Source organism: Enterococcus mundtii (assembly GCF_002947535.1).
Classification (GTDB): domain Bacteria; phylum Bacillota; class Bacilli; order Lactobacillales; family Enterococcaceae; genus Enterococcus_B; species Enterococcus_B mundtii_B.
Genome location: NZ_PUAP01000016.1, coordinates 70,601 through 90,830, shown reverse-complemented (window position 1 = coordinate 90,830; position 20,230 = coordinate 70,601). Strand labels below are relative to the sequence as shown.

The 20,230-nt window shown below is 39.2% G+C and carries 15 protein-coding genes and 1 pseudogene; 15 read left to right on the top strand and 1 reads right to left on the bottom strand.

The annotated features are described in order from the left end of the window. Window positions 1–83: 83 nt before the first annotated feature. The 5 genes and pseudogenes from CUS89_RS04665 to yihA form a co-directional block, all read left to right on the top strand. A pseudogene (locus CUS89_RS04665) lies at window positions 84–734 on the top strand (RDD family protein); the annotation flags it as partial. Between the two features lie 89 nt (window positions 735–823). Beyond that, window positions 824–1,759 carry a hypothetical protein gene (locus CUS89_RS04660; protein WP_104871230.1) on the top strand — a complete coding sequence of 312 codons (936 nt, stop codon included), beginning with the start codon at window positions 824–826 and terminating at the stop codon, window positions 1,757–1,759. Between the two features lie 151 nt (window positions 1,760–1,910). Further along, on the top strand, window positions 1,911–3,197 hold the full coding sequence (gene tig, locus CUS89_RS04655) for a trigger factor (RefSeq protein ID WP_104871229.1): 1,287 nt from the start codon (window positions 1,911–1,913) through the stop codon (window positions 3,195–3,197). 187 nt (window positions 3,198–3,384) lie between these two features. After that, window positions 3,385–4,632, top strand: coding sequence for an ATP-dependent Clp protease ATP-binding subunit ClpX (gene clpX / locus CUS89_RS04650; protein WP_071866262.1), 1,248 nt, complete (start codon window positions 3,385–3,387; stop codon window positions 4,630–4,632). Window positions 4,633–4,743: 111 nt separating this feature from the next. Then, complete coding sequence (gene yihA / locus CUS89_RS04645; protein ID WP_029594239.1) at window positions 4,744–5,331, top strand: ribosome biogenesis GTP-binding protein YihA/YsxC; 588 nt, start codon at window positions 4,744–4,746, stop codon at window positions 5,329–5,331. A gap of 68 nt (window positions 5,332–5,399) precedes the next feature. Here the strand turns inward: yihA and CUS89_RS16050 are convergent, their stop codons facing one another. Then, on the bottom strand, window positions 5,400–5,549 hold the full coding sequence (locus CUS89_RS16050) for an SPJ_0845 family protein (protein ID WP_181055308.1): 150 nt from the start codon (window positions 5,547–5,549) through the stop codon (window positions 5,400–5,402). Between the two features lie 126 nt (window positions 5,550–5,675). On the opposite strand from CUS89_RS16050, the gene CUS89_RS04640 reads away from it, so the two are divergent. From CUS89_RS04640 to CUS89_RS04595, 10 genes are all read left to right on the top strand, one after another. Next, the gene (locus CUS89_RS04640) at window positions 5,676–7,001 is read left to right on the top strand and encodes a hypothetical protein (protein WP_104871228.1); all 1,326 of its coding nucleotides are present in this window, start codon (window positions 5,676–5,678) and stop codon (window positions 6,999–7,001) included. A 250-nt stretch (window positions 7,002–7,251) separates the two neighbouring features. Beyond that, window positions 7,252–8,004, top strand: a complete 753-nt coding sequence (locus CUS89_RS04635; RefSeq protein ID WP_104871227.1) for a DeoR/GlpR family DNA-binding transcription regulator — start codon at window positions 7,252–7,254, stop codon at window positions 8,002–8,004. Beyond that, complete coding sequence (pfkB, locus tag CUS89_RS04630; RefSeq protein WP_104871226.1) at window positions 8,001–8,915, top strand: 1-phosphofructokinase; 915 nt, start codon at window positions 8,001–8,003, stop codon at window positions 8,913–8,915. The genes CUS89_RS04635 and pfkB overlap by 4 nt, the downstream gene beginning before the upstream one ends. An 18-nt stretch (window positions 8,916–8,933) precedes the next feature. After that, on the top strand, window positions 8,934–10,868 hold the full coding sequence (locus CUS89_RS04625; RefSeq protein ID WP_104871225.1) for a PTS fructose transporter subunit IIABC: 1,935 nt from the start codon (window positions 8,934–8,936) through the stop codon (window positions 10,866–10,868). 403 nt (window positions 10,869–11,271) lie between these two features. Next, window positions 11,272–13,479: a hypothetical protein gene (locus CUS89_RS04620; protein WP_104871224.1), complete on the top strand. Its 2,208-nt coding sequence runs from the start codon at window positions 11,272–11,274 to the stop codon at window positions 13,477–13,479. After that, the gene (locus CUS89_RS04615) at window positions 13,479–14,006 is read left to right on the top strand and encodes a hypothetical protein (RefSeq protein WP_181055307.1); all 528 of its coding nucleotides are present in this window, start codon (window positions 13,479–13,481) and stop codon (window positions 14,004–14,006) included. The genes CUS89_RS04620 and CUS89_RS04615 overlap by 1 nt, the downstream gene beginning before the upstream one ends. 29 nt (window positions 14,007–14,035) lie before the next feature. Further along, on the top strand, window positions 14,036–14,629 hold the full coding sequence (locus CUS89_RS04610) for a hypothetical protein (RefSeq protein WP_104871223.1): 594 nt from the start codon (window positions 14,036–14,038) through the stop codon (window positions 14,627–14,629). Window positions 14,630–14,650: 21 nt separating this feature from the next. Further along, window positions 14,651–14,902 carry an LPXTG cell wall anchor domain-containing protein gene (locus tag CUS89_RS04605; protein ID WP_019724487.1) on the top strand — a complete coding sequence of 84 codons (252 nt, stop codon included), beginning with the start codon at window positions 14,651–14,653 and terminating at the stop codon, window positions 14,900–14,902. A 223-nt stretch (window positions 14,903–15,125) separates the two neighbouring features. Next, window positions 15,126–17,318: a hypothetical protein gene (locus tag CUS89_RS04600; RefSeq protein WP_104871222.1), complete on the top strand. Its 2,193-nt coding sequence runs from the start codon at window positions 15,126–15,128 to the stop codon at window positions 17,316–17,318. Window positions 17,319–17,984: 666 nt separating this feature from the next. Then, window positions 17,985–20,204: a hypothetical protein gene (locus CUS89_RS04595; protein ID WP_104871221.1), complete on the top strand. Its 2,220-nt coding sequence runs from the start codon at window positions 17,985–17,987 to the stop codon at window positions 20,202–20,204. Window positions 20,205–20,230 lie beyond the last annotated feature (26 nt).

The following is a 20,230-nucleotide window of genomic DNA, read 5'->3' as shown; positions in this document are numbered from 1 at the left end:
CAGATCTTACGAATAGAAACCAAGAAACAGTAGACGCTTCAGTTGCTGCTAAAGATGAAAATCCGGTTAGATCAAACACTAGCTCACGTGAAGAGCTTGAGTCTGAAACACAAGCAAAAAAAGATCAACCGGCTGTAGGACCAGATCCGGGGTTTTCTCAAAAGGTGCTGAGTTCTTTCGAAGAAAAACCTTTGTCAGCAACTGAGATCAAAGAAAATCAGAAAAAATGGAAAAAATATATAGAGCAGAAAACCGATGAACCAAGTATCAATCGCTTTCCTTATTATTTCTTTGCCGGTTTTTGGGTCCGCTTCGCTGCGTTTTTGATTGATTTGATTTGTATCGGGTCGATCAGCCGCTTAACGTTAGGTATCGCAGTGAACCTTGGATGGCTTCAAGTGTCCGATTCTTATTTAAGCATCTACGGTAGTTTGTCATTGATCGCTTATTTAGCGTATTTTATTTTATTGACGAAATGGAATCATGGACAGACGATCGGAAAAATGATCTTTGGTATTCGAGTGATCAGTTTTGATGAAGAAGAATTATCTTGGAGTACGGTACTAGTCCGTGAGGGGGCTTGCCGCTTCATTTTGAGATTTCCGTTACTTTTTGTCGGCTATCTCCCAGTCATCTTTAGCAAGAAAAAGCAACACATCGGTGATTATTTTTCAAATACGAGTGTGGTAACGATCAATATGATCAAAGCATTTAATCAAGAGATGAATGCTTGATTCTTTACGTAGAGAAAATGGCTGAATATTGGTTATTGTTCAATAAGTCGTGTCAGACAAATGATTAAACAGTGAAGGGAAGAACCTAAGTGAGACCGATCGATTTTCCTGATAAATACGACAATTTGATGCGTATTGGCCAACAGGCATTAACAGAACATCAGTACAATCAAGCAAAAGAACTGTTTGAGCGTGCATATGAACTTGAAGCAACATTTGAAGCGAACACATTGTACGTGTTGGCACTATCAGAACTGGATATGTGGCAAGAAGCACTCCATCAAGCGCTTTTGCATGAGAAACAATACTTAATGAATGAAGAATTGGCTGCTTTTTACTTTGATTTGCTGATTACAGCAAAGGATTTTTTATATGCACGAAAATTGATTGCAAGTGCAGACTTTCCAGAAGATTTTGAACAAGCAGTCTTGCTAAAAATCCAGCAATCAGAAGAATTAGTCGGACAGATGCAACGACAGAAGATTCGCGAAATCTATCAACTGGTCGAAAAATTACCTTTTGAAAAACCAACTACTCAGTTGAGTTATATCCAAGAAATCGAGCAACTACCATACCACGAATTTATCCAGACCGCTAAAAAGTTGATCGTGCTAAAAACGGTCCATGTTCTTGTACGGGCTAAGTTGCTTGAGTCGCTCGTTCAAGTGAAAGAATCAGCACCGATTGCATATTTGACGATCGAGGAAGAATTGGTCGAAGTTATACCAAAGAAAATGGTCCGTCCAGAAGAGCAAACTTCCTATCAACGGATCAAACAATTGGCGGAAGCCTATGAGCGAGAAGATGCCTTGATGAGTGAGAACTTAAAAGAAGAGTTTACGATGCAATCAGCGATCGTTTATCCGATCTATGATAGCTATATCGGGAATCTTGACAAATGGTTCAAACAAACAGTAGCAACCTATACGGGTCAGCCCTGTGAGGATCTTTCAGCGTCTGAACAATATGAATTCACAGAAAAAAGAAATAAAATAATGACAGAACTATTATTATTCAATACGTAAAAAAACAGAGAAAAAGATAAAAAAGTCATGAAAAACGTGGATTCCCCTCGTTCAATATGTTTACAATTTGGAAGGGTTAGTGTACTATTTAAAGGTATGCATGAAACGTTTTTGATGTATCAAATGAATTTCTAAACTCGGAGGGAAATAAATGACTGCAACATTCGAAAAAAAAGGCACAAATGATGGTGTTTTAACATTTACGATCGGGCAAGATCAAATCCAAAAAGGATTGACAACTGCCTTTAATAAAGTAAAAGGAAACTTGAACGTTCCTGGATTCCGTAAAGGAAAAGTATCTCGTCAAGTATTCAACCGTATGTACGGAGAAGAAGCATTGTACGAAGATGCATTGAACGCTGTATTACCTGAAGCATATGAAGCAGCTGTTAAAGAAGCAGCGATCGATCCAGTTTCACAACCTAAGATCGATGTAGCAAGTATGGAAAAAGGTCAAGATTGGACGATCACAGCAGAAGTAACTGTAAAACCTGAAGTTAAATTAGGTGACTACAAAGACTTAGTGGTTGAAAAACAAGACCGTGAAGTAACAGAAGCAGACGTTGAAGAACGCATCAAACGTGAACAAGAAGCACAAGCTGAATTAGTCATCAAAGAAGATGCAGCAGCTGAAAATGGCGACACTGTCGTTATCGATTTTGAAGGTTTCATCAACGATGAAGCATTCGAAGGCGGAAAAGGCGAAAACCATTCACTTGAATTAGGATCAGGTTCATTCATTCCTGGTTTTGAAGAGCAATTAGTTGGCCACAAATCAGGCGAAAACTTAGACGTTACTGTGACATTCCCAGAAGATTATCAAGCAGAAGATCTTGCTGGTAAAGAAGCAGTCTTCAAAGTAACGATCCACGAAGTGAAAACAAAAGAAGTTCCTGAATTAGATGATGAATTCGCAAAAGATGTTGATGATGAAGTGTCTACATTAGCAGAATTAAAAGAAAAATACATGAAAGAATTGACTGAAGCAAAAGAAAAAGCTGCAGAAGATGCAAAAGATGAAGCAGCAATCAAACTAGCAGTCGAAAATGCGGAAATCGTTGATCTTCCACATGTCATGGTCCATGATGAAGTTCACCGTTCAATGGACGAATTCTTGAACAACATGCAACGTCAAGGAATCTCACCAGAAATGTACTACCAATTAACTGGTTCAACAGAAGAAGACTTGCACAAACAGTTTGAAGAAGAAGCAGAAATGCGTACAAAAACAAACCTTGTGATCGAAGCTGTAGCAGCTGCTGAAAACTTAGATGCCACAGAAGAAGAAATCACTGCAGAGATCCAAGAATTAGCAGAAACTTACAACATGCCGATTGATCAAATCAAACGTGTATTGACAGAAGATATGCTAAAACATGATGTAATCATGAAAAAAGCGATCGAATTGATCACAAGTACAGCAAAAGAAGCAGAATAAGCCACCAAAATAGTTTACCTGCATCTACATGAAAGAGTCCAGGCGCTTAAATGAAGCCTAGACTCTTTCATTTTGTTTCAAACTCCATTGATACTTTTGCTTTTTTTTAAATTATGGTATGATAGGGAAAGACTGTAAAGTCTTTGATAGTTTCTTGCGAAGCAACGCAAGTTAAGGGGTGAAGACCATGTATGATAATCCAAGTGGTAATGAGACTGTACGCTGTTCTTTTTGTGGCAAAACACAGGAAGAAGTAAAGAAAATCGTAGCAGGTCCGGGGGTCTACATCTGTAACGAATGTATCGACCTATGTAAAGAAATCATTGATGAAGAATTTTACGAAGAAGCAGTACGAGAGTTTACTGAAGTACCAAAACCTTCTGAGATTCTTGAAGTATTGGATAATTATGTGATTGGGCAAGAACGTGCAAAACGTTCATTGGCGGTAGCTGTTTACAATCACTATAAGCGTGTCAATCAAGAAGCACAAGACAACGATGATGTCGAATTGCAAAAAAGCAATATCTGTTTGATCGGTCCGACTGGTTCAGGTAAAACATTCTTGGCACAAACATTAGCAAAAACATTGAATGTGCCATTTGCCATTGCCGATGCAACAAGTTTGACAGAAGCCGGTTATGTAGGTGAAGACGTAGAAAATATCCTATTGAAACTCTTGCAATCTGCTGATTACAACGTTGAACGTGCGGAAAAAGGAATCATCTACATCGATGAGATCGACAAAATTGCACGTAAAAGCGAAAATGTATCGATCACGCGCGATGTATCAGGTGAAGGCGTACAACAAGCCTTACTGAAAATCTTGGAAGGAACAGTTGCTAGTGTGCCGCCACAAGGTGGACGCAAACATCCTCACCAAGAATTCATCCAAATCGATACGACGAATGTGTTGTTCATTGTCGGTGGTGCGTTTGATGGCATCGAAACAATCGTAAAAAATCGTATGGGCGAGAAAACGATTGGTTTCGGTACACAAAACCAAAAACTTTCAGAAAATGAAAGTGTCATGCAACATATCATTCCTGAAGATCTATTGAAATTCGGCTTGATCCCAGAGTTTATCGGACGCTTACCTGTAATGGCTGCGTTAGAAAAACTAACAACCGACGATTTAGTTCGTATCTTGACGGAACCGAAAAATGCATTAGTGAAACAATACCAAAAATTACTTTCACTAGATGACACTGCTTTAGAATTTGAACCAGAAGCACTAAAAGCCATTGCGAAAAAAGCAATTGAGCGCAATACTGGTGCACGTGGTTTACGTTCGATCATCGAAGAGATCATGATGGATGTCATGTTTGACATTCCTTCTGATGAAACGATCGAAAAAGTGATCATTACAAAAGAAGCAGCCGAACTTACCGGTAAACCAACAGTTATTTACAAAGACTCAGAAAAAAAAGCGGGATAAAATGAAAGGAGCAGTCGTGAAAGTTTTAGAAGCTTTTTCGACTACTCCTTTTCATTCTGTCGAAGAAAGCGGGGAATGATCCGCTTTACCGTTTTGAAGGAGAGAGAGCATATGAAAGTCCATCATGCGGATATCGTGATCAGTGCCGTTGCACCGAAACAATATCCAGAAACAGATTTACCAGAGATTGCCTTAGCAGGTCGCTCAAATGTCGGGAAATCTTCCTTTATCAATACGCTGATCGATCGCAAGAATCTCGCTCGTACATCAGGTAAACCAGGAAAAACGCAAACATTGAATTTTTATCTGATTGAAAATGCCCTGCATTTTGTCGATGTTCCAGGATATGGTTACGCGAAAGTTTCCAAAACAGAGCGTGCGAAGTGGGGACAGATGATCGAAACTTATTTGACCTCTAGAGAACAATTAAAAGCAGTTGTATCACTGGTAGATGTTCGCCATAAACCATCACAAGAAGATATCCAAATGTATGAATTCTTGAAATACTATGATATCCCAGTGATCGTGGTTGCGACAAAGGCAGATAAGATCCCACGTGGAAAATGGAACAAACACGAAAGCGAAATCAAAAAAGCATTGAATTTCGATCGTAATGATACGTTCATTTTATTTTCTTCTGTAACCAAACAAGGAAAAGAAGAAGCCTGGAAAGCCATCGAAGACGCGATCAGTGAGTAAACAAATAAGACTTGATACTTAGATTGAAAGGCGAACTTTCAAAAGCTAAGGCATCAAGTCTTTTTTGTTTATTTCTTTTTTTTGTCTTTTTTTGGGTCACTCTTTGGTTTTAAAAAACGGTCGATCTCTTCTTTCGAAGCAGCTGTTTTTTCCGGATCAACGCCAAAAGATTCAAATAGTTTGTCTAAATTGTCTGTACGCTCAAATTTCAATCCCATGTTTATCACCTCTCTTTTTATTTTAACATGTTACCCACCATTCAGTGGCATAAGACGAAAAGTTTTAGTTTTTTTTTATTATTCGTTATAATTTGATTATAAATAGATTTGAGAGAGGTGAGAAGTATGGTGTCAAAAGAAAAAATGATGCTTCGTATCGTCTTGACAAGGGACCCTACGAACGAAAAAGAAGAAGCCTATGATTGGTCCATGCTTACTCGTATCTTGCTTGCCCCTGAATTTTTTCAATCCTCTCGTCATATGAAAGAACCGTTTACCTTTTCTGAATTAAAAAAAGCGGTAGAAGACCAGTCTGATAAAGAGACCGGTTGGTTTGAGATCTATGAAAAAGATTTCACTTGTCGTTTTGAATTTGGCTATCATCATCTCCAAATTGATTATCAATTTTTATGGCAGGTTTTTCAAAAAAATGAATCGGTGATCCGAAACTATCTTCAAACAAAAATGCAAAAGAATGGCGTTTTTGCATATATGAGGAGTGTTGAGGAATATTGGTATCATAATACTAGAGAAATTGAAGAACGCTTGTCATTTGAATCTGCCGACAAGATCGAGCAGTTACCTAAAATCAAAGGACGTGATGGGCAGATCGAGGTAGATTGTACCCATTTTCCCGGTTATGATCTGATCGTGGAAGGGCGTTGTTTTACTTCTTGTTGGGAAATGTATTATAGTCAATATTATTATCGATTAATTCCTAAAGAGATTTTTTTGGAAGTGCAACAGGTGGAAGAGATCACGCAATATGAAAATCAAGTAATTGGTATCCAGTTGTATCGCGATCCATTTCGTTGGCAAAGTGAAGCGAATTTAAAATTCCAACAGTATTATCGGGATCAATTAGGGTTTGATCATTTGTCGTGGGACAACGGTGTTGGTTTATTGAAAGAGCCGTATGTCGAGTATGCTTACGCCCAAGATTCCTTACAAACTGTCCAATATCAAAATCATTTGATGCAACCGACAGAAAAGAAGAAAGCAACATTTTTCGTCACAAGAAGCTATGATTTTTCTACTTACGATTACAAAGAAAAAAGAGCGAGAGGTGTTCTTAATCGTCAAGCATTTTTTCCTTGGGTCGATGAAAGCCATAGTCAGTTGATCTGTTACAAAGTGATCGATCCAACATTCATGTTAGATAATGGGGTGGACGCTTATAGTTATTACATCAGTGAATACTTGAATGTCGAGGCACCCGATGAAACGTATCAAGACTATTTGACTTCATTGCGTATTTACTTGCCGACTAAGTTTCTGGCTGATTTTCCTATCGAAGAAATCAGCAAGCGATTATCTGAGATTCAATTCAAACGAATCCGCAGGAGAAGAGGACGTTTAAGCTTTGATGCAGTTCAAGGAAAAAAACGCCTTCGGGTCGTCTTGCTCGATCAAGCAGAATTGACAGGAAATCTACTGATGCAGAAAAATTAACTGATTTGGCTATCTATGGCAAAAATATGGATCGTGCTGAAATGATTGAAAATATGCAATAAGAAAGTATTAAACAAAAAAATTTAAGGTGGCATCCACAATTTACGCTTCAACTTTTGTGGATGCCACCTTACTGTAGTTGAAGGTAGTCAGTGATTCAGGTTTTTTATCGTTTTTGAATGTTTTTGAACGTATCCTGTTGAATATTAAAATAAAATATGCTAGAATCTATCGTGAGGTGATCGTGGAAATGCTTACAGAAGAACGTAAACAAAAAATCTTGCAACTATTGGAGCAACATAAAATTGTCAAGTCCCAAGAGTTAGTGATCTTGTTAGATGCTTCTGAATCAACGATTAGACGGGATCTTCAAGAGTTAGAAGATGAAGGCTTATTGCAACGTATCCATGGAGGAGCCAAAAAAGAAGAGCTTTTAGGTTTTGAACAGAACATGAGTGAAAAAACGCTCAAAAACGTTCATGAAAAACAAGTGATTGCACGACTAGCAGCAGAACTAGTGAACGATGAAGAAGTCATTTATCTTGATGCAGGATCAACCACGTTAGAGATGATCCCCTTTTTAAAAGATAAACGGATCACTGTTGTGACTAACTCAGTAAAACATGCTGCTGCGCTAGTTGATCTGCAAGTCTCAACGATCGTCCTAGGGGGGCAAGTGAAGCTTTCAACGAATGCAGTATTAGGAGCTAATACACTTAGCCAATTACGGGATTACCACTTTAATAAAGCATTTATGGGAATGAATGGCGTTCACCTTGAACGTGGATTCACTACGCCAGATCCAGAAGAAGCAGCGGTCAAACGCTTAGCAATCACAAATGCCCAAGATAGTTATGTTTTACTTGACCATACGAAGTTCAATAAACAAACCTTTGTTTCTGTTGCACCACTGCAAGATGCCACGATCATAACCGAGCGTTGTCCACTAGAATTTCTTGATGACTACAGTGAACGGACGACAATTAAGGAGGCAAATCAATGATTTATACAGTAACGCTTAATCCATCCATCGATTTTATCGTACGAGTAGATGGATTAAAACTCGGTGATTTAAATCGAATGACCGAAGATTTCAAAGTCCCAGGTGGAAAGGGGATCAACGTTTCCCGTATTTTGAAGCGCATCGATTCTGATTCGACCGCTTTAGGATTTCTTGGTGGTTTCACTGGGAATTTTATTTCTGACTGGTTGAAAGAAGAACAAATCGCAACAGCTTTTACACAAGTAAAAGAAGATACACGGATCAACATCAAATTAAAGTCAGATTCTGAAACAGAGATCAACGGACAAGGACCAACGATCTCAGATCAAGCTATTGAACGTTTGAAAGCGGAATTAGCGACAGTTGGAGCAGACGATATCGTGGTATTGTCAGGAAGTGCGCCAGCGAGCTTGCGTGCTGGATTCTACCAAGAGTTGATCGAGATCATTCGTGAAAAAGGTGCTGAGTTTGTGATCGATACCACTGGCGATGATTTGAAAGAAGCATTGAAAAAAGAACCATTATTGATCAAACCAAACAATCACGAATTAGCTGAATTGTATGATGTGACATTCGAATCTGTTGAAGATATCCTACCTTATGGCAAGAAATTATTGGCAGAAGGAGTAAAAAATGTCTTGATCTCAATGGCTGGTGACGGTGCTTTATTGTTTACGAAAGAAGGAACCTACCGTTCGAATGTGTTAGTTCGACCATTGAAAAATTCAGTGGGCGCCGGAGACTCGATGATTGCTGGTTTTATCGGTTCATACAGCAAGCATAGAGATGCGGTAGAAGCGTTCAAATGGGGCGTGGCATGTGGAAGTGCAACTGCTTTTTCAGATGATTTAGCGGTTCGTTCATTCATTGATGAATTGTTACCTGAAGTAGAAATAACAAAAATTGATTAATATCGTGGGGGATAAATCATGGAAATCAAAGACTTAATGATCAAAGATGCGATGATCATGGATCTACAGGCAACTGATAAAAAAGGTGCCATCGATGAAATGGTCCAAAAAATGTATGATGCAGGTCGTATCTCAGATATCGAAACTTATAAACAAGGGATTTTAGCTCGTGAAGCTCAAACCTCAACGGGTCTAGGCGATGGCATTGCGATGCCACACGCGAAAAACGCTGCTGTCAAAGAAGCAACAGTCTTGTTTGCGAAAAGCAAGAAAGGCGTCGATTATGAAGCACTAGATGGTCAACCAACTTTCTTATTCTTTATGATCGCCGCACCAGAAGGAGCGAACGACACGCATTTGCAAGCATTAGCTGCCTTATCACGTTTGTTGATCGATCCAGATTTTGTTGGAAAATTAAAAGAAGCAGGAACACCGGAAGAAGTCCAAGAATTGTTCCAAACTGCTGAACAACAAAAAGAAGCAGAAGCGGTAGCGGAACAAGAAGAAGCAGCAGCACAAACAGCGGCTTCATCCAATAAAAAATTCGTCGTTGCAGTTACTGCATGTCCGACAGGGATCGCTCATACTTACATGGCTGAAGATGCGTTGAAGAAAAAAGCCAAAGAGATGGGTGTAGAGATCAAAGTTGAAACAAACGGTTCAGAAGGAATCAAAAATCGTTTAACAGCTGAAGATATTGCTCGTGCAGATGGCGTCATCATCGCGGCTGATAAAAAAGTCGAAATGAATCGTTTTGACGGAAAAGAATTAGTCAATCGTCCAGTAAGTGACGGTATCCGCAAAACTGAAGAATTGATCAACTTAGCTGTCAGCGGCTCAGCACCAGTTTTCCATGGTGATGGAAAAGAAAATTCTTCTGACGAAGGAAATGCAGATGGAACGATCGGCCAACGAATCTATAAAGATTTGATGAACGGTGTTTCTCACATGTTACCATTCGTTATCGGTGGTGGGATCGCCATTGCCTTATCATTCATGGTCGACCAATTCATGGGTGTACCACAAGATCAATTAGCCAACCTTGGGAATTACAACCAAGCAGCAAGCTGGTTCAATCAAATTGGACAAGCCGCATTTGGCTTTATGTTACCAGTTTTAGCTGGATTCATTGCGTCAAGTATTGGTGATCGTCCTGGATTGATCGTTGGTTTTGCAGCTGGAGCTTTAGCAAATACAGGTGGCGCAGGATTCTTAGGTGCCTTGATCGGTGGTTTCTTAGCAGGTTACGTGATCGTCTTCTTACGTAAATTATTCAAAAACTTACCTAAGTCACTGGAAGGAATCAAAACGATTTTATTCTATCCTGTATTCGGATTGTTGATTACCGGTTTCTTGATGTTGATGGTCAATGTACCGATGAAAGCAATCAATGATGGCTTGAATGGTTTCTTGTCTGGACTTAGCGGTTCAAATGCTGCGTTATTAGGCGCATTACTTGCTGGGATGATGGCTGCCGATCTAGGTGGACCAATCAATAAAGCAGCATATGTGTTTGGTACAGCAACATTAGCAACTACTGTCGCAACTGGTGGTAGTGTCGTGATGGCTTCCGTTATGGCGGGAGGAATGGTTCCACCATTAGCTATCTTCGTTGCAACGCGTTTGTTCAAAAATAAATTTAGTAAAACAGACCAAGATGCTGGGTTGACAAACATTGTCATGGGTCTCTCCTTCGTAACCGAAGGATCAATTCCATTTGCCGCAGCTGATCCAATCAGAGCAATTCCAAGTTTCATTATTGGTTCTGCATTGACAGGTGGTTTAGTCGGTGCATTTGGAATCAAGTTATTGGCACCACACGGCGGTATCTTCGTTGTCTTCTTACTAAGTCATCCGATTATGTATCTTGTATTCATTGCAATCGGTGCAATTGTTTCTGGAGTGATTTACGGTGCATTGAGAAAATCACCAGATGCAGTCAAAGTAGCATAGTTCTTAATTCAAAACAGTAAAAGTACGGATCAGAATCTATTCTGGTCCGTATTTTTTTGTTCTAGAAAAGACTTTTCCGTTGGAGAAGCACATGCGTTTTCTCATATGCTTTTAATAGCGCATTGTAGTCTTTAGTACATAGATAAGTGGGAGAATAAGGTTAGCCGAACTTTTGCTATCATACCTGCCATGATAGCCTTGATCAAACAGAATCACGAGTATTTTTATCTGTGAAAATATGAACAGTTTAATCATTAGATTTAGGAGTAGAAGTTATTAAAAAACACAAAAGTTATTTATTGACACTTTATTTACCGTTGTAGTATTATCGTTTTATCATACAAGTTTAATCTTATACACATTATTTTATATTTATATATTAATGATAGGGAGGTAATTTTTTTTGATTAAATTCCTTTTTTTTATTGGATTTTTTAGCATTTTGCTTGTTCCTTTGACAAATAACTATGCGGATGATGTTTATTTTGAAGTTATTAAAAATGATGTTTCAATTGAAAATGAGAGCTATTACAAATCTGAATTAGAAAATGATGAAGAAATAATACAACAAAGCGATAGTGAAAAAGAGTATTCGTATGAGGTAGAGAATAAGGAGGATTTTGAAAGAGAGGAACGACTAAAAGAGGAAACAGGAAGCAGTGCTTTTTTACAAAATGAGGAAGGAATCAACTTGAGAGGGGATCATCTAGGTACAGAAGCAAATCCATTTCTCGCTGGAACGGCGAGTGAATTAAGAAATGCTTTGAATACGATCCGAACAGATCCAGGCACTGGGACCTACCACGTCCGCTTGACAAACAACATTTTTTATAATGCCTCAGATGTTTTTGATATCCATAAAAATGTAGTGATCGACGGACAAGGGTTTCATATGCTATATGCCAATAATGCAAGTACGATCGCTAGTAACACAGGATTTCGCATAAGGACTTCAGGGGTAGAAGCGACATTACGAAATATGAATTTTGGTAGTAATACCTTGACAGATGCTTCCGGACGAGTGTATGACAACAACACGTATTATGGCATCATTGGTTCAGCAGGAACGACAGGAATCATCTTTACCGCAATTTTAGAAAACGTAAATTATCACGCACGTACTGGCGCTCAACCATTTTTAACATGGAATCAGCAATCGAGGTTTATATTCAAAGGAGAAAATACATTTACAAGTCGAGCTGGCACGAGTAGTCAGGAATTTATGGAAGGATATAATGTCATTTTTGCCGAAGGTTCGAAAACGACAATTGACCATCAAACAGAACTACATACCGGTTTCTTTTTTGCCTATGGAACTGGGGGATCGGCTGGTAGCGATGGTCGTTTACGCATTACAGTAGAAGAAAATGCAGAAGTCCATATTATCTCTTCCAAGCAAAATTTTACTTTTGGGGCAGATGTCATATTCACGATAGCTGAAAATGCTAAGTTCTTTTATCGACAAACAGCCAACCGTCCGTTGAATTTTTCAAATACGCGGGCGACTACGATCAATATCAATAAAGATGCGCAAGCGACATTTTTAAGTCATGGTCGAATCAATTCAGGTGGTAGCGTTACTTTTAATGCCAACGAACCAGACTTTATTCGTTTCCAAAATACTGGAAATGCAAATGGTCTGTTTGCACGAAATATGACGTTCAATCGAACAGATGGAGTTACGGGAGAAGTTGGCGAATATCAGTTTTATTATTTAAATCAAGCACAGAACTTACAAAGAAGAGAAGTGCCTGGAAGAGCTTCACAAACTTTGGCGGATAACCAATTTAGCCATACTGCATTGCGACAAGCTGTTTATCAAAAAGGCATCCAAGTGAGTTGGGACAATGTTGCAGAGGTTGGTATTGGCAAAAGTGAGCTAATCACCACTATCGATTCGTATGAGCCAGCTAGACGTATCCTGACAGAAGTGAATTATAAGCTGAGCAGGGAGCGGCTGTGGAGCGGCGATTCGATTACATCACAAGGCGCACAAGTAGCAATTGAGCAAGCGACGATTGATACGACTGGTGTTGTTGCAACTGAAAGATCCACGAACTTAACTTGGCACAATGATCAGCTACGCGCTGGAACGTACTATGTCTATGTTCAGGTCGCAGCAGCGGTCAATGATGATCCAGAAATGCAGCTTTTTGCAAGTGAGAGTTTGTGGGAAGAAAAGCAAATCACGATTGACCGAAGTCCAATCCATGTGGAAGTTCCTTTGCAGAAACTGTTTGATATTCGTGAATCAGGGACTTTCTATAAAATTGAACACAGTCAACCGATCATTAGTCATAGCAATTTCCCAATTGATTTTTCTGTCACTTATGTCACGAACCGTTCGGCAAACCCGACGATCACTTTAGTCGATCAGATCAATGAAGTGAGTGACGATCATTTATTGCTTAATATTGGGGCAACGGATGGACAAAAATTAGGACCATTGGTGATAGGTGAAAACAAACTAGACGCGATGGTACTACAGCCTTTCTTAACTGATCCGCTGGAACTTTTTTTAAAGGGCGAATTTGCAGGATCGATTTTCAGAAAGCACGAAGTTGATTTTCGACTGACCTATACGTTATCAGCACAAGGAGATGAGGATTAATGGAACAAGGAACGGATCAAAAACGTAAAAAACAAATCATCATCATATTCATACTTCTCTTATTAATAATCGCAGGTTGGCTCCTTTACCGCCATTTTTCTCAGGAAACCCCAGAACCAGTAACCCTTGTCAGTGGTGAATTCTTACCAGATGGCAAAGATGCACAACGAATCTCAGAAGAAGAGTTATCAGAGTTAGCCCAAACAGCAGCTGATAGAAGTAAATTCAATCTAATGATTTCACCAGAGGCGACGTTTGATCACCGAACGCTCCAAGGTGAATTGATGATCAAGAATCCACTTGAAAATGGCCATCCAATCAATGTGGAAATACGAAAAAAGAGTAACGATGAACTTGTTTATACATCTGGCGCAATCCAGCCAGGGTATGAAATAAAAGAGGTGACACTCGAACAGTCACTGGAGAAAGGAGAACATCCATCTGTAGCAATGTTTAGCTTGTACGATCCAGATACGAATCAGAAAAAAGGACAAGTAGCAGCTGGAGTGACATTAGTCATCGAATAAAAATAAAAAATAGATAGGGGAATATTAGAATGAAAAAGAAATTATTATCTAGTTTATTAGTTTTAGGAACAACCGCAGGAGCGTTCGCACCAGCAACGACCCTAGCAACGGATGTGCTTGCAGAACCAACCGCCGATATCACGATCAATGGCTCTTTAGGTTTAGATAATACAGATCCTGATGAAGAAATCGAAGAAGGCGATACTAATTGGGTGAATGTGACACTAGATACGGCAACCATCTTCTACAATCATAGAAATACAGCGGAGATTGCTTCGCCAACTTATAATATCGTCAATAACTCAGGTCGACCCGTTTCAGTGTCAATTCAAAATTTTGCCAATACAGGTGGGGATTTTTCTGAAATCAGTAGTCTAACTATCAATTCACCTGAGTTTTCTGTTTCGGAAGATTTAATCACAAATGGAGAATTACATGCTTTCACAGAGGTAACTAATCTATTTACATTGGCAAATAGCGAGGGCAGCTTAGCAGCGAATGGAGGGATTACAGGACCTAATGCAGCTACATTCAATTTCACTGGGACTGTTTCGTCTGACACAGTTGCAAGAGCAAATCCAGCATTTACATTGACGCTTCAACTGGATGCCTTAAAATTTTAATCTTAAGTAAGAAGGGATAACATGAGTGCAACGACGATTGAATTGACTGGGATGTTAGGAGTCACAGAGCAAGCGCCAACACCAAAAGAAGAAACACCTTCCCCTGAAACAAATTCAACGATTCGTTCCGAAGTGAAGGTGATCAATCCTTTACCAAAAACAAATGATCAAACTGGATTGTATCTCTCGCTATTAGGATTGATACTCATTCTACTTGTATGTTACACATGGTCGATCAGACGCAACCTGAAAGCCCATCATATCAACAGTTGAAGTAGAAAGAATCCAACTGAGCCATTCCGCTCGTTTTGTGGTAGAGAGAAAAGAAAGAATCAATTTAAGCCTAGGCTTAGGTTGATTCTTTTTTCTAAAATGATTATCTCATAGTTTCATTGATCTTCCATCCTGATTTTTTATCAAATGTTTCCAACTATATTTTTACAATACTGTAAAAATCGTGACAAGCTTATTACCTAACCTCAAAAAGGAGGGTATCATGAAAAAAATAGTAAACATCCTGTTGCTTTCCATTTTTATATGGAGTAGTTTGTTTCCATATCCTCTAGTCTATGCAGATGTCGAAAGTCAGATCGAGGCCTCTGAGTTAGAAGTAATGGCAGAAGGCAGTTCGACTGATGATGATGTTAACGAGGACGAGCAGAGTGCAGAGGAAGAGGTAGAAGAAGTCAACAGATTAGAGGAATACGCTGATTCAGTCGTCCTAGCAGAAGAAGAACCAACAAATGAAGAGATGATTTCTGCTTATAGTGGTACGGGAACATCTGCCGATCCCTTTACCGCGGGTTCAGCAGCAGAACTGATCACCGTCTTACAAACCATCACAAGTGCAACAACTCCAGGGCCCTATTATATCGAATTGACAGCGAATATCGTCTACCAAGACTCTCATTCATTCAGTATCAATAAAGATGTGGTTATTGATGGTCAAGGATTTTATATGCTGTATTCCAACAGTTCGAGTCCCGTTGCGTTGGATACTGGCTTTCGGGTTAAAACGTCTGGCGTGACGGTAACGTTAAGAAATATCAACTTCGGTAGTGATACATTGATGGATAGCAGTAACCAGGTCTATGATAACAGCACCTATTATGGCATCATTGGGGCTATCGCTGATTCAACCACCTTTCATGCGATCATGGAGAATGTCAATTACTATGCCCAAACAGGCGCACAGCCTTTCATCTCATGGAATCAGCAGTCAACGTTTACATTCCAAGGGGAGAATGCATTTGTTGCAAGAGCTGGAGCAGCTAGCGAGGAATTTTTAGAAGGCTATAATGTCATTTTTGCAGAAGGATCGAAAACAACGATCGACCATCAGACAACCAGTAATACAGGATTATTTTATGCTTTTGGAACGGGTAGTATAACAGATAGTCGTTTGCGAATCACAATTGAGGAAAATGCGGAAGTGGACATTATTTCGACTAAACCCTCTTTTACGTATAATGCTATTTCTTCTGGTGTCGATTTTACCATTGGGGAAGGTGCAAGACTTTATTACACCCACGTAGGAACGGATGCGATGTACTTTTCGAATATGGTGGAGATGAACGTCACTGTTGGCAACGATGCTCAAGTTTCCTTTGTCAACACGGGACCATTCAATTCAGCGCCAGCAAATTTGCTCAGTAGTTCGCTCACCTTCTACGTTGACTCACCTGATTACATTCGTTTCAAAAATGCCAGTACAACAGGAACAGGTCTATTTACAAGAAATATAGCCTTCGTTCGCGAAGATGGCACCGCTGGCGTGACTGGTGATTATCGCTTTAGCTATTTAAATGCAAGTAGTCAATTGCAAGGAAAAGAAGTAGCTGGGGTATCCTCCAACACATTGAACAACAATTATTTCAGCAATCCTTCACTAAAGCAAGCGATCTACCAAAAAAGAATCGAAGTGATGGATTGGAGCAATGAACCGGATGTAGCAGTGAACAAAAGCGAGTTGACGACGACGATCGATCGTTATGATCCGCCTGCACGCCAAGTGACTGCGGTAGAGTACAAGTTAAGTGACGAAAGTTTATGGACCGGATCTGACATCAATGATGCACAAGCGCAATCACAGATCGAAAACGCAACACTGGCGACAAGTGGAGTCCTAGCAGTCGAGACGTCTGAAGAACAAGTATGGGTAAATGAGGATCTAATGGCAGGGACGTATTACGTGTACGTGAAACTTACTGGTGTCATCAGTGATGATCCAGATGTACAAGCGTACACGACAAAGAGCAGGTGGGCCGAAGCAGAGATCGTGATACCAAAAAGCACCCTCAGTGTAGAAGTACCTTTGGAATTAATCTTTGGGACGAAAGAAACAGGTGCATTCAGTGCAACTGAACACGCACAACCAATCGTTAACCAAAGCAATTTCGTCATTGATTTCACGATTGCAGAAGTAACGGATCAATCAGAAGAAGTAACGATTTCTTTAGTCGATCAGCTATCTGTGAATGGCGAAAACGAGTTGTTACTAAACCTATCAAAAACCGATGGACAATCCATAGGCCCTATGCTCGTTGGTGTAAATGATACGGATGCAATGGAACTTCTTCCATTCTGGGAAACGAGTCATGATCTTTATATCAGTGGACAATTTTCAGGACCGATTGTTATCAGGCATCAACCGAGCTACCTGTTCACGTATCTACTGACAGTACAGTAGAAAAAGTTTGAACTAGTAAAATCTAAGTGAACTTCAATTTCACTTCCTACAAGTAAATCGTTTGTAATCGATAAGCAACCACAACCAACTTGTTTGGTGGTTGCTTTTTTTGTGTATTTTTTTGTGGAAAATCCAACATAGAGTATCTTTATTTGCTGTAATGATCTTCATAGGATAATCAACATCACACGCCTTTATGAACGCTTATTTTGTACTTTTAAAAGGGAGTATCATAGATGATACTAAATAATTATCCGTTTTTTTTTGATTGAGAATAAACAATCTACAAACAGTAGACCTTTGATTTATCAATTGTTGTAAACGTTTTATAGAGTGGCGGAGCTACCTTTATCATACATGTTAAATATTGATCTAAAAGGCGATTTTATATAAAAAGCGTTATTCAAGGAGTGGCTTATAGTATATTTTGACTAAAAACAAAAATATATATTATCATTTTTTTGTAACCTTAAACTAATCTTAATTTAATGTTTTGCGAAGGAGAATAGCCAATCGATGAAACGAATTTTTCAATGGGATAAGTAACGAAGCATAGTTGATGACACGCAATAGTGAGGATACATTCATTCATGTGATAAAGAAGAATGTCTGATATAGACGATTGGTGAACGGGCACGTACATCTAAAAACATAAGGAGGCTGAATATGAAAAAGCAGGTAAACATATCTATCGTTTTATTTTTTTTGATCTTTAGTGCATTGGCAGAGCAAGTAATAATCGCAACGACCCTACCTGTCGCTGAAGAAATTCAGATGACTACCGAAAGTTCAACGTTAGGCGTAGGTAAATTGGATCAGTTGATCAACAATGACGAGCCAACTGAAGCCTCACCACGGGAAGTTCCCTCAGAAGAATTACGATCCCCTTCTATAAAACCGGACGATGAAACCCAAGGGATTGCTGCATTTTCTGGTACAGGTACGGAACAAGATCCTTTTACGGCGGGGACAGCTGCGGAGTTGGAGACGGTAACAGAGATGATCCGGACGATATCAGGTGCAGGACCATTTCATATACATTTAACAGCTGATATTGTTTTACGTAATAATGTACCCATGCTATCTGTTGGTACCAGAGTAGATCGATTTAATCTCTATAAAGATACGGTGATTGATGGTCAAGGCTATCATCTATTGATTCAAAATGATTCAAAATATTATACTACATTCTTCGCGGTGCAAAATAATGGGATAAATGTCACGTTTCAAAACATCAGTTTTGGGAGTAGTCAGTTAGTAGATCAAGATGGAATCTTATATGGTAGAACGGGAAGTGATGGAATAATAGGATACGTAAATGATTATTCGCTAAATTATAATATGACAATGGAAAATATTAATTTTTACACGAACTATAGCTTAGCGGGAGCAGTATGGAAGGGTTATAATGACGAATCGTACTTTCATTTCAGAGGAGATAATCAGATTATCTTTGACTTCATCAATAGTAGAACATCCATAATCTCTAGTCCTAATATAATTTTTGAAGAGGATTCGTCTACTTATATCGAGTGTGGTCCTGGATTATACATTTTTTATGTAACAGGAAATCCTCTCTTTCCGGAACTTGGTACCGGGAATTTAAATATTCAGCAAAAAAATAATGCAAAAGTAGAGATTATAACGGGTAAAGAAATCCTTGCTTATGCTAATGATAGTGCAACAATGACGATTGGAGAAGAAGCAGAGTTATTTGTAAGAGGTAGTAGTACGAATAACATGAGTATAATACGCAAGGGTGTTTTGACTGAGGGAACAGCGATTTTAAATGTAAATCAAAATGCAGTAGTAGATATTGTAAATCAATCAAATTTCAGGCTAAATAATTTAACTATAAACGTCGACCAACCCAAATATTTTAGAATGGAAGCTTTGGATAATACTCCTACTACATTGGCTAATAATGCAACCATGAAGCGTTTAGATGGAGTCAGTGGAGAAACAGGTGGATATCAGGTAACTAGTATAGATGTTTCTGGTCAAATATTTATTAGTGAAGTTTCAGGAGGAGGATCATTCGGTGGAGATACAATGCTTTATGGAACGAATAGAAAAGGATTTCTTTATCAGCGGAAATTTGCGATTGATGAATTAGAGGCTGTACCCGAAGTCGACGTAGGCATTAGCCGTCTAACGACTTCGATCAATGCCGTGGAACCGGTAGGTCGCCCGCTCACTAGGTATCAATTGAAACTGAGTAGGACTAGGCTATGGAGACCTACCACTCTATTACCAACAATAAATTCTTTAAATACTCAGCGAGTGATAAGCAATGCTACTCTAGCCACAAATGGAGTCTTAGCAATTGAATCTTCTGAGACTGAATCTTCATGGCAAAAAGAAAAACTGACTGCTGGAACCTACTATGCCTATGTTCGAGTGACTGGTGTGATGCAGGACGATCCAGAGTTACAAAAATATTTAAGTGAAAGCCTTTGGCACGAAATCGTGATTGAAGTACCAAAAAGTCCAATGTCTGTTGAAGTGCCACTAGAGAAATTTTTCAGAGTTCGCGAGATTGGCGAATTTGATGAAACTGCCAATGCGTTACCAATTATAAGTCATAGTAATTTCCCAATCGATTTTAAGGTCACAGATGTCGTGGAACAAAGCACCGATTCCGCAGTTACCTTGGTCAATAGTACGATGACAGACGCATTCAAACATTTACAACTTCGCTTGGCCGCGACCAATGGACAACATACAGGACCGTTAACGGTGGGAAGCAACCAAGGAAATGCGATTCAAGTACTACCATTTTTAGATGATCCATTAAAACTCTATTTGAAAGGACATTATTCAGGACCAATTGACGGACGCCATGACGTGACCTACAAATTCACGTATCAATTGACGCCACGTTAATTCGACCAGAACGCTCGTGACTATAG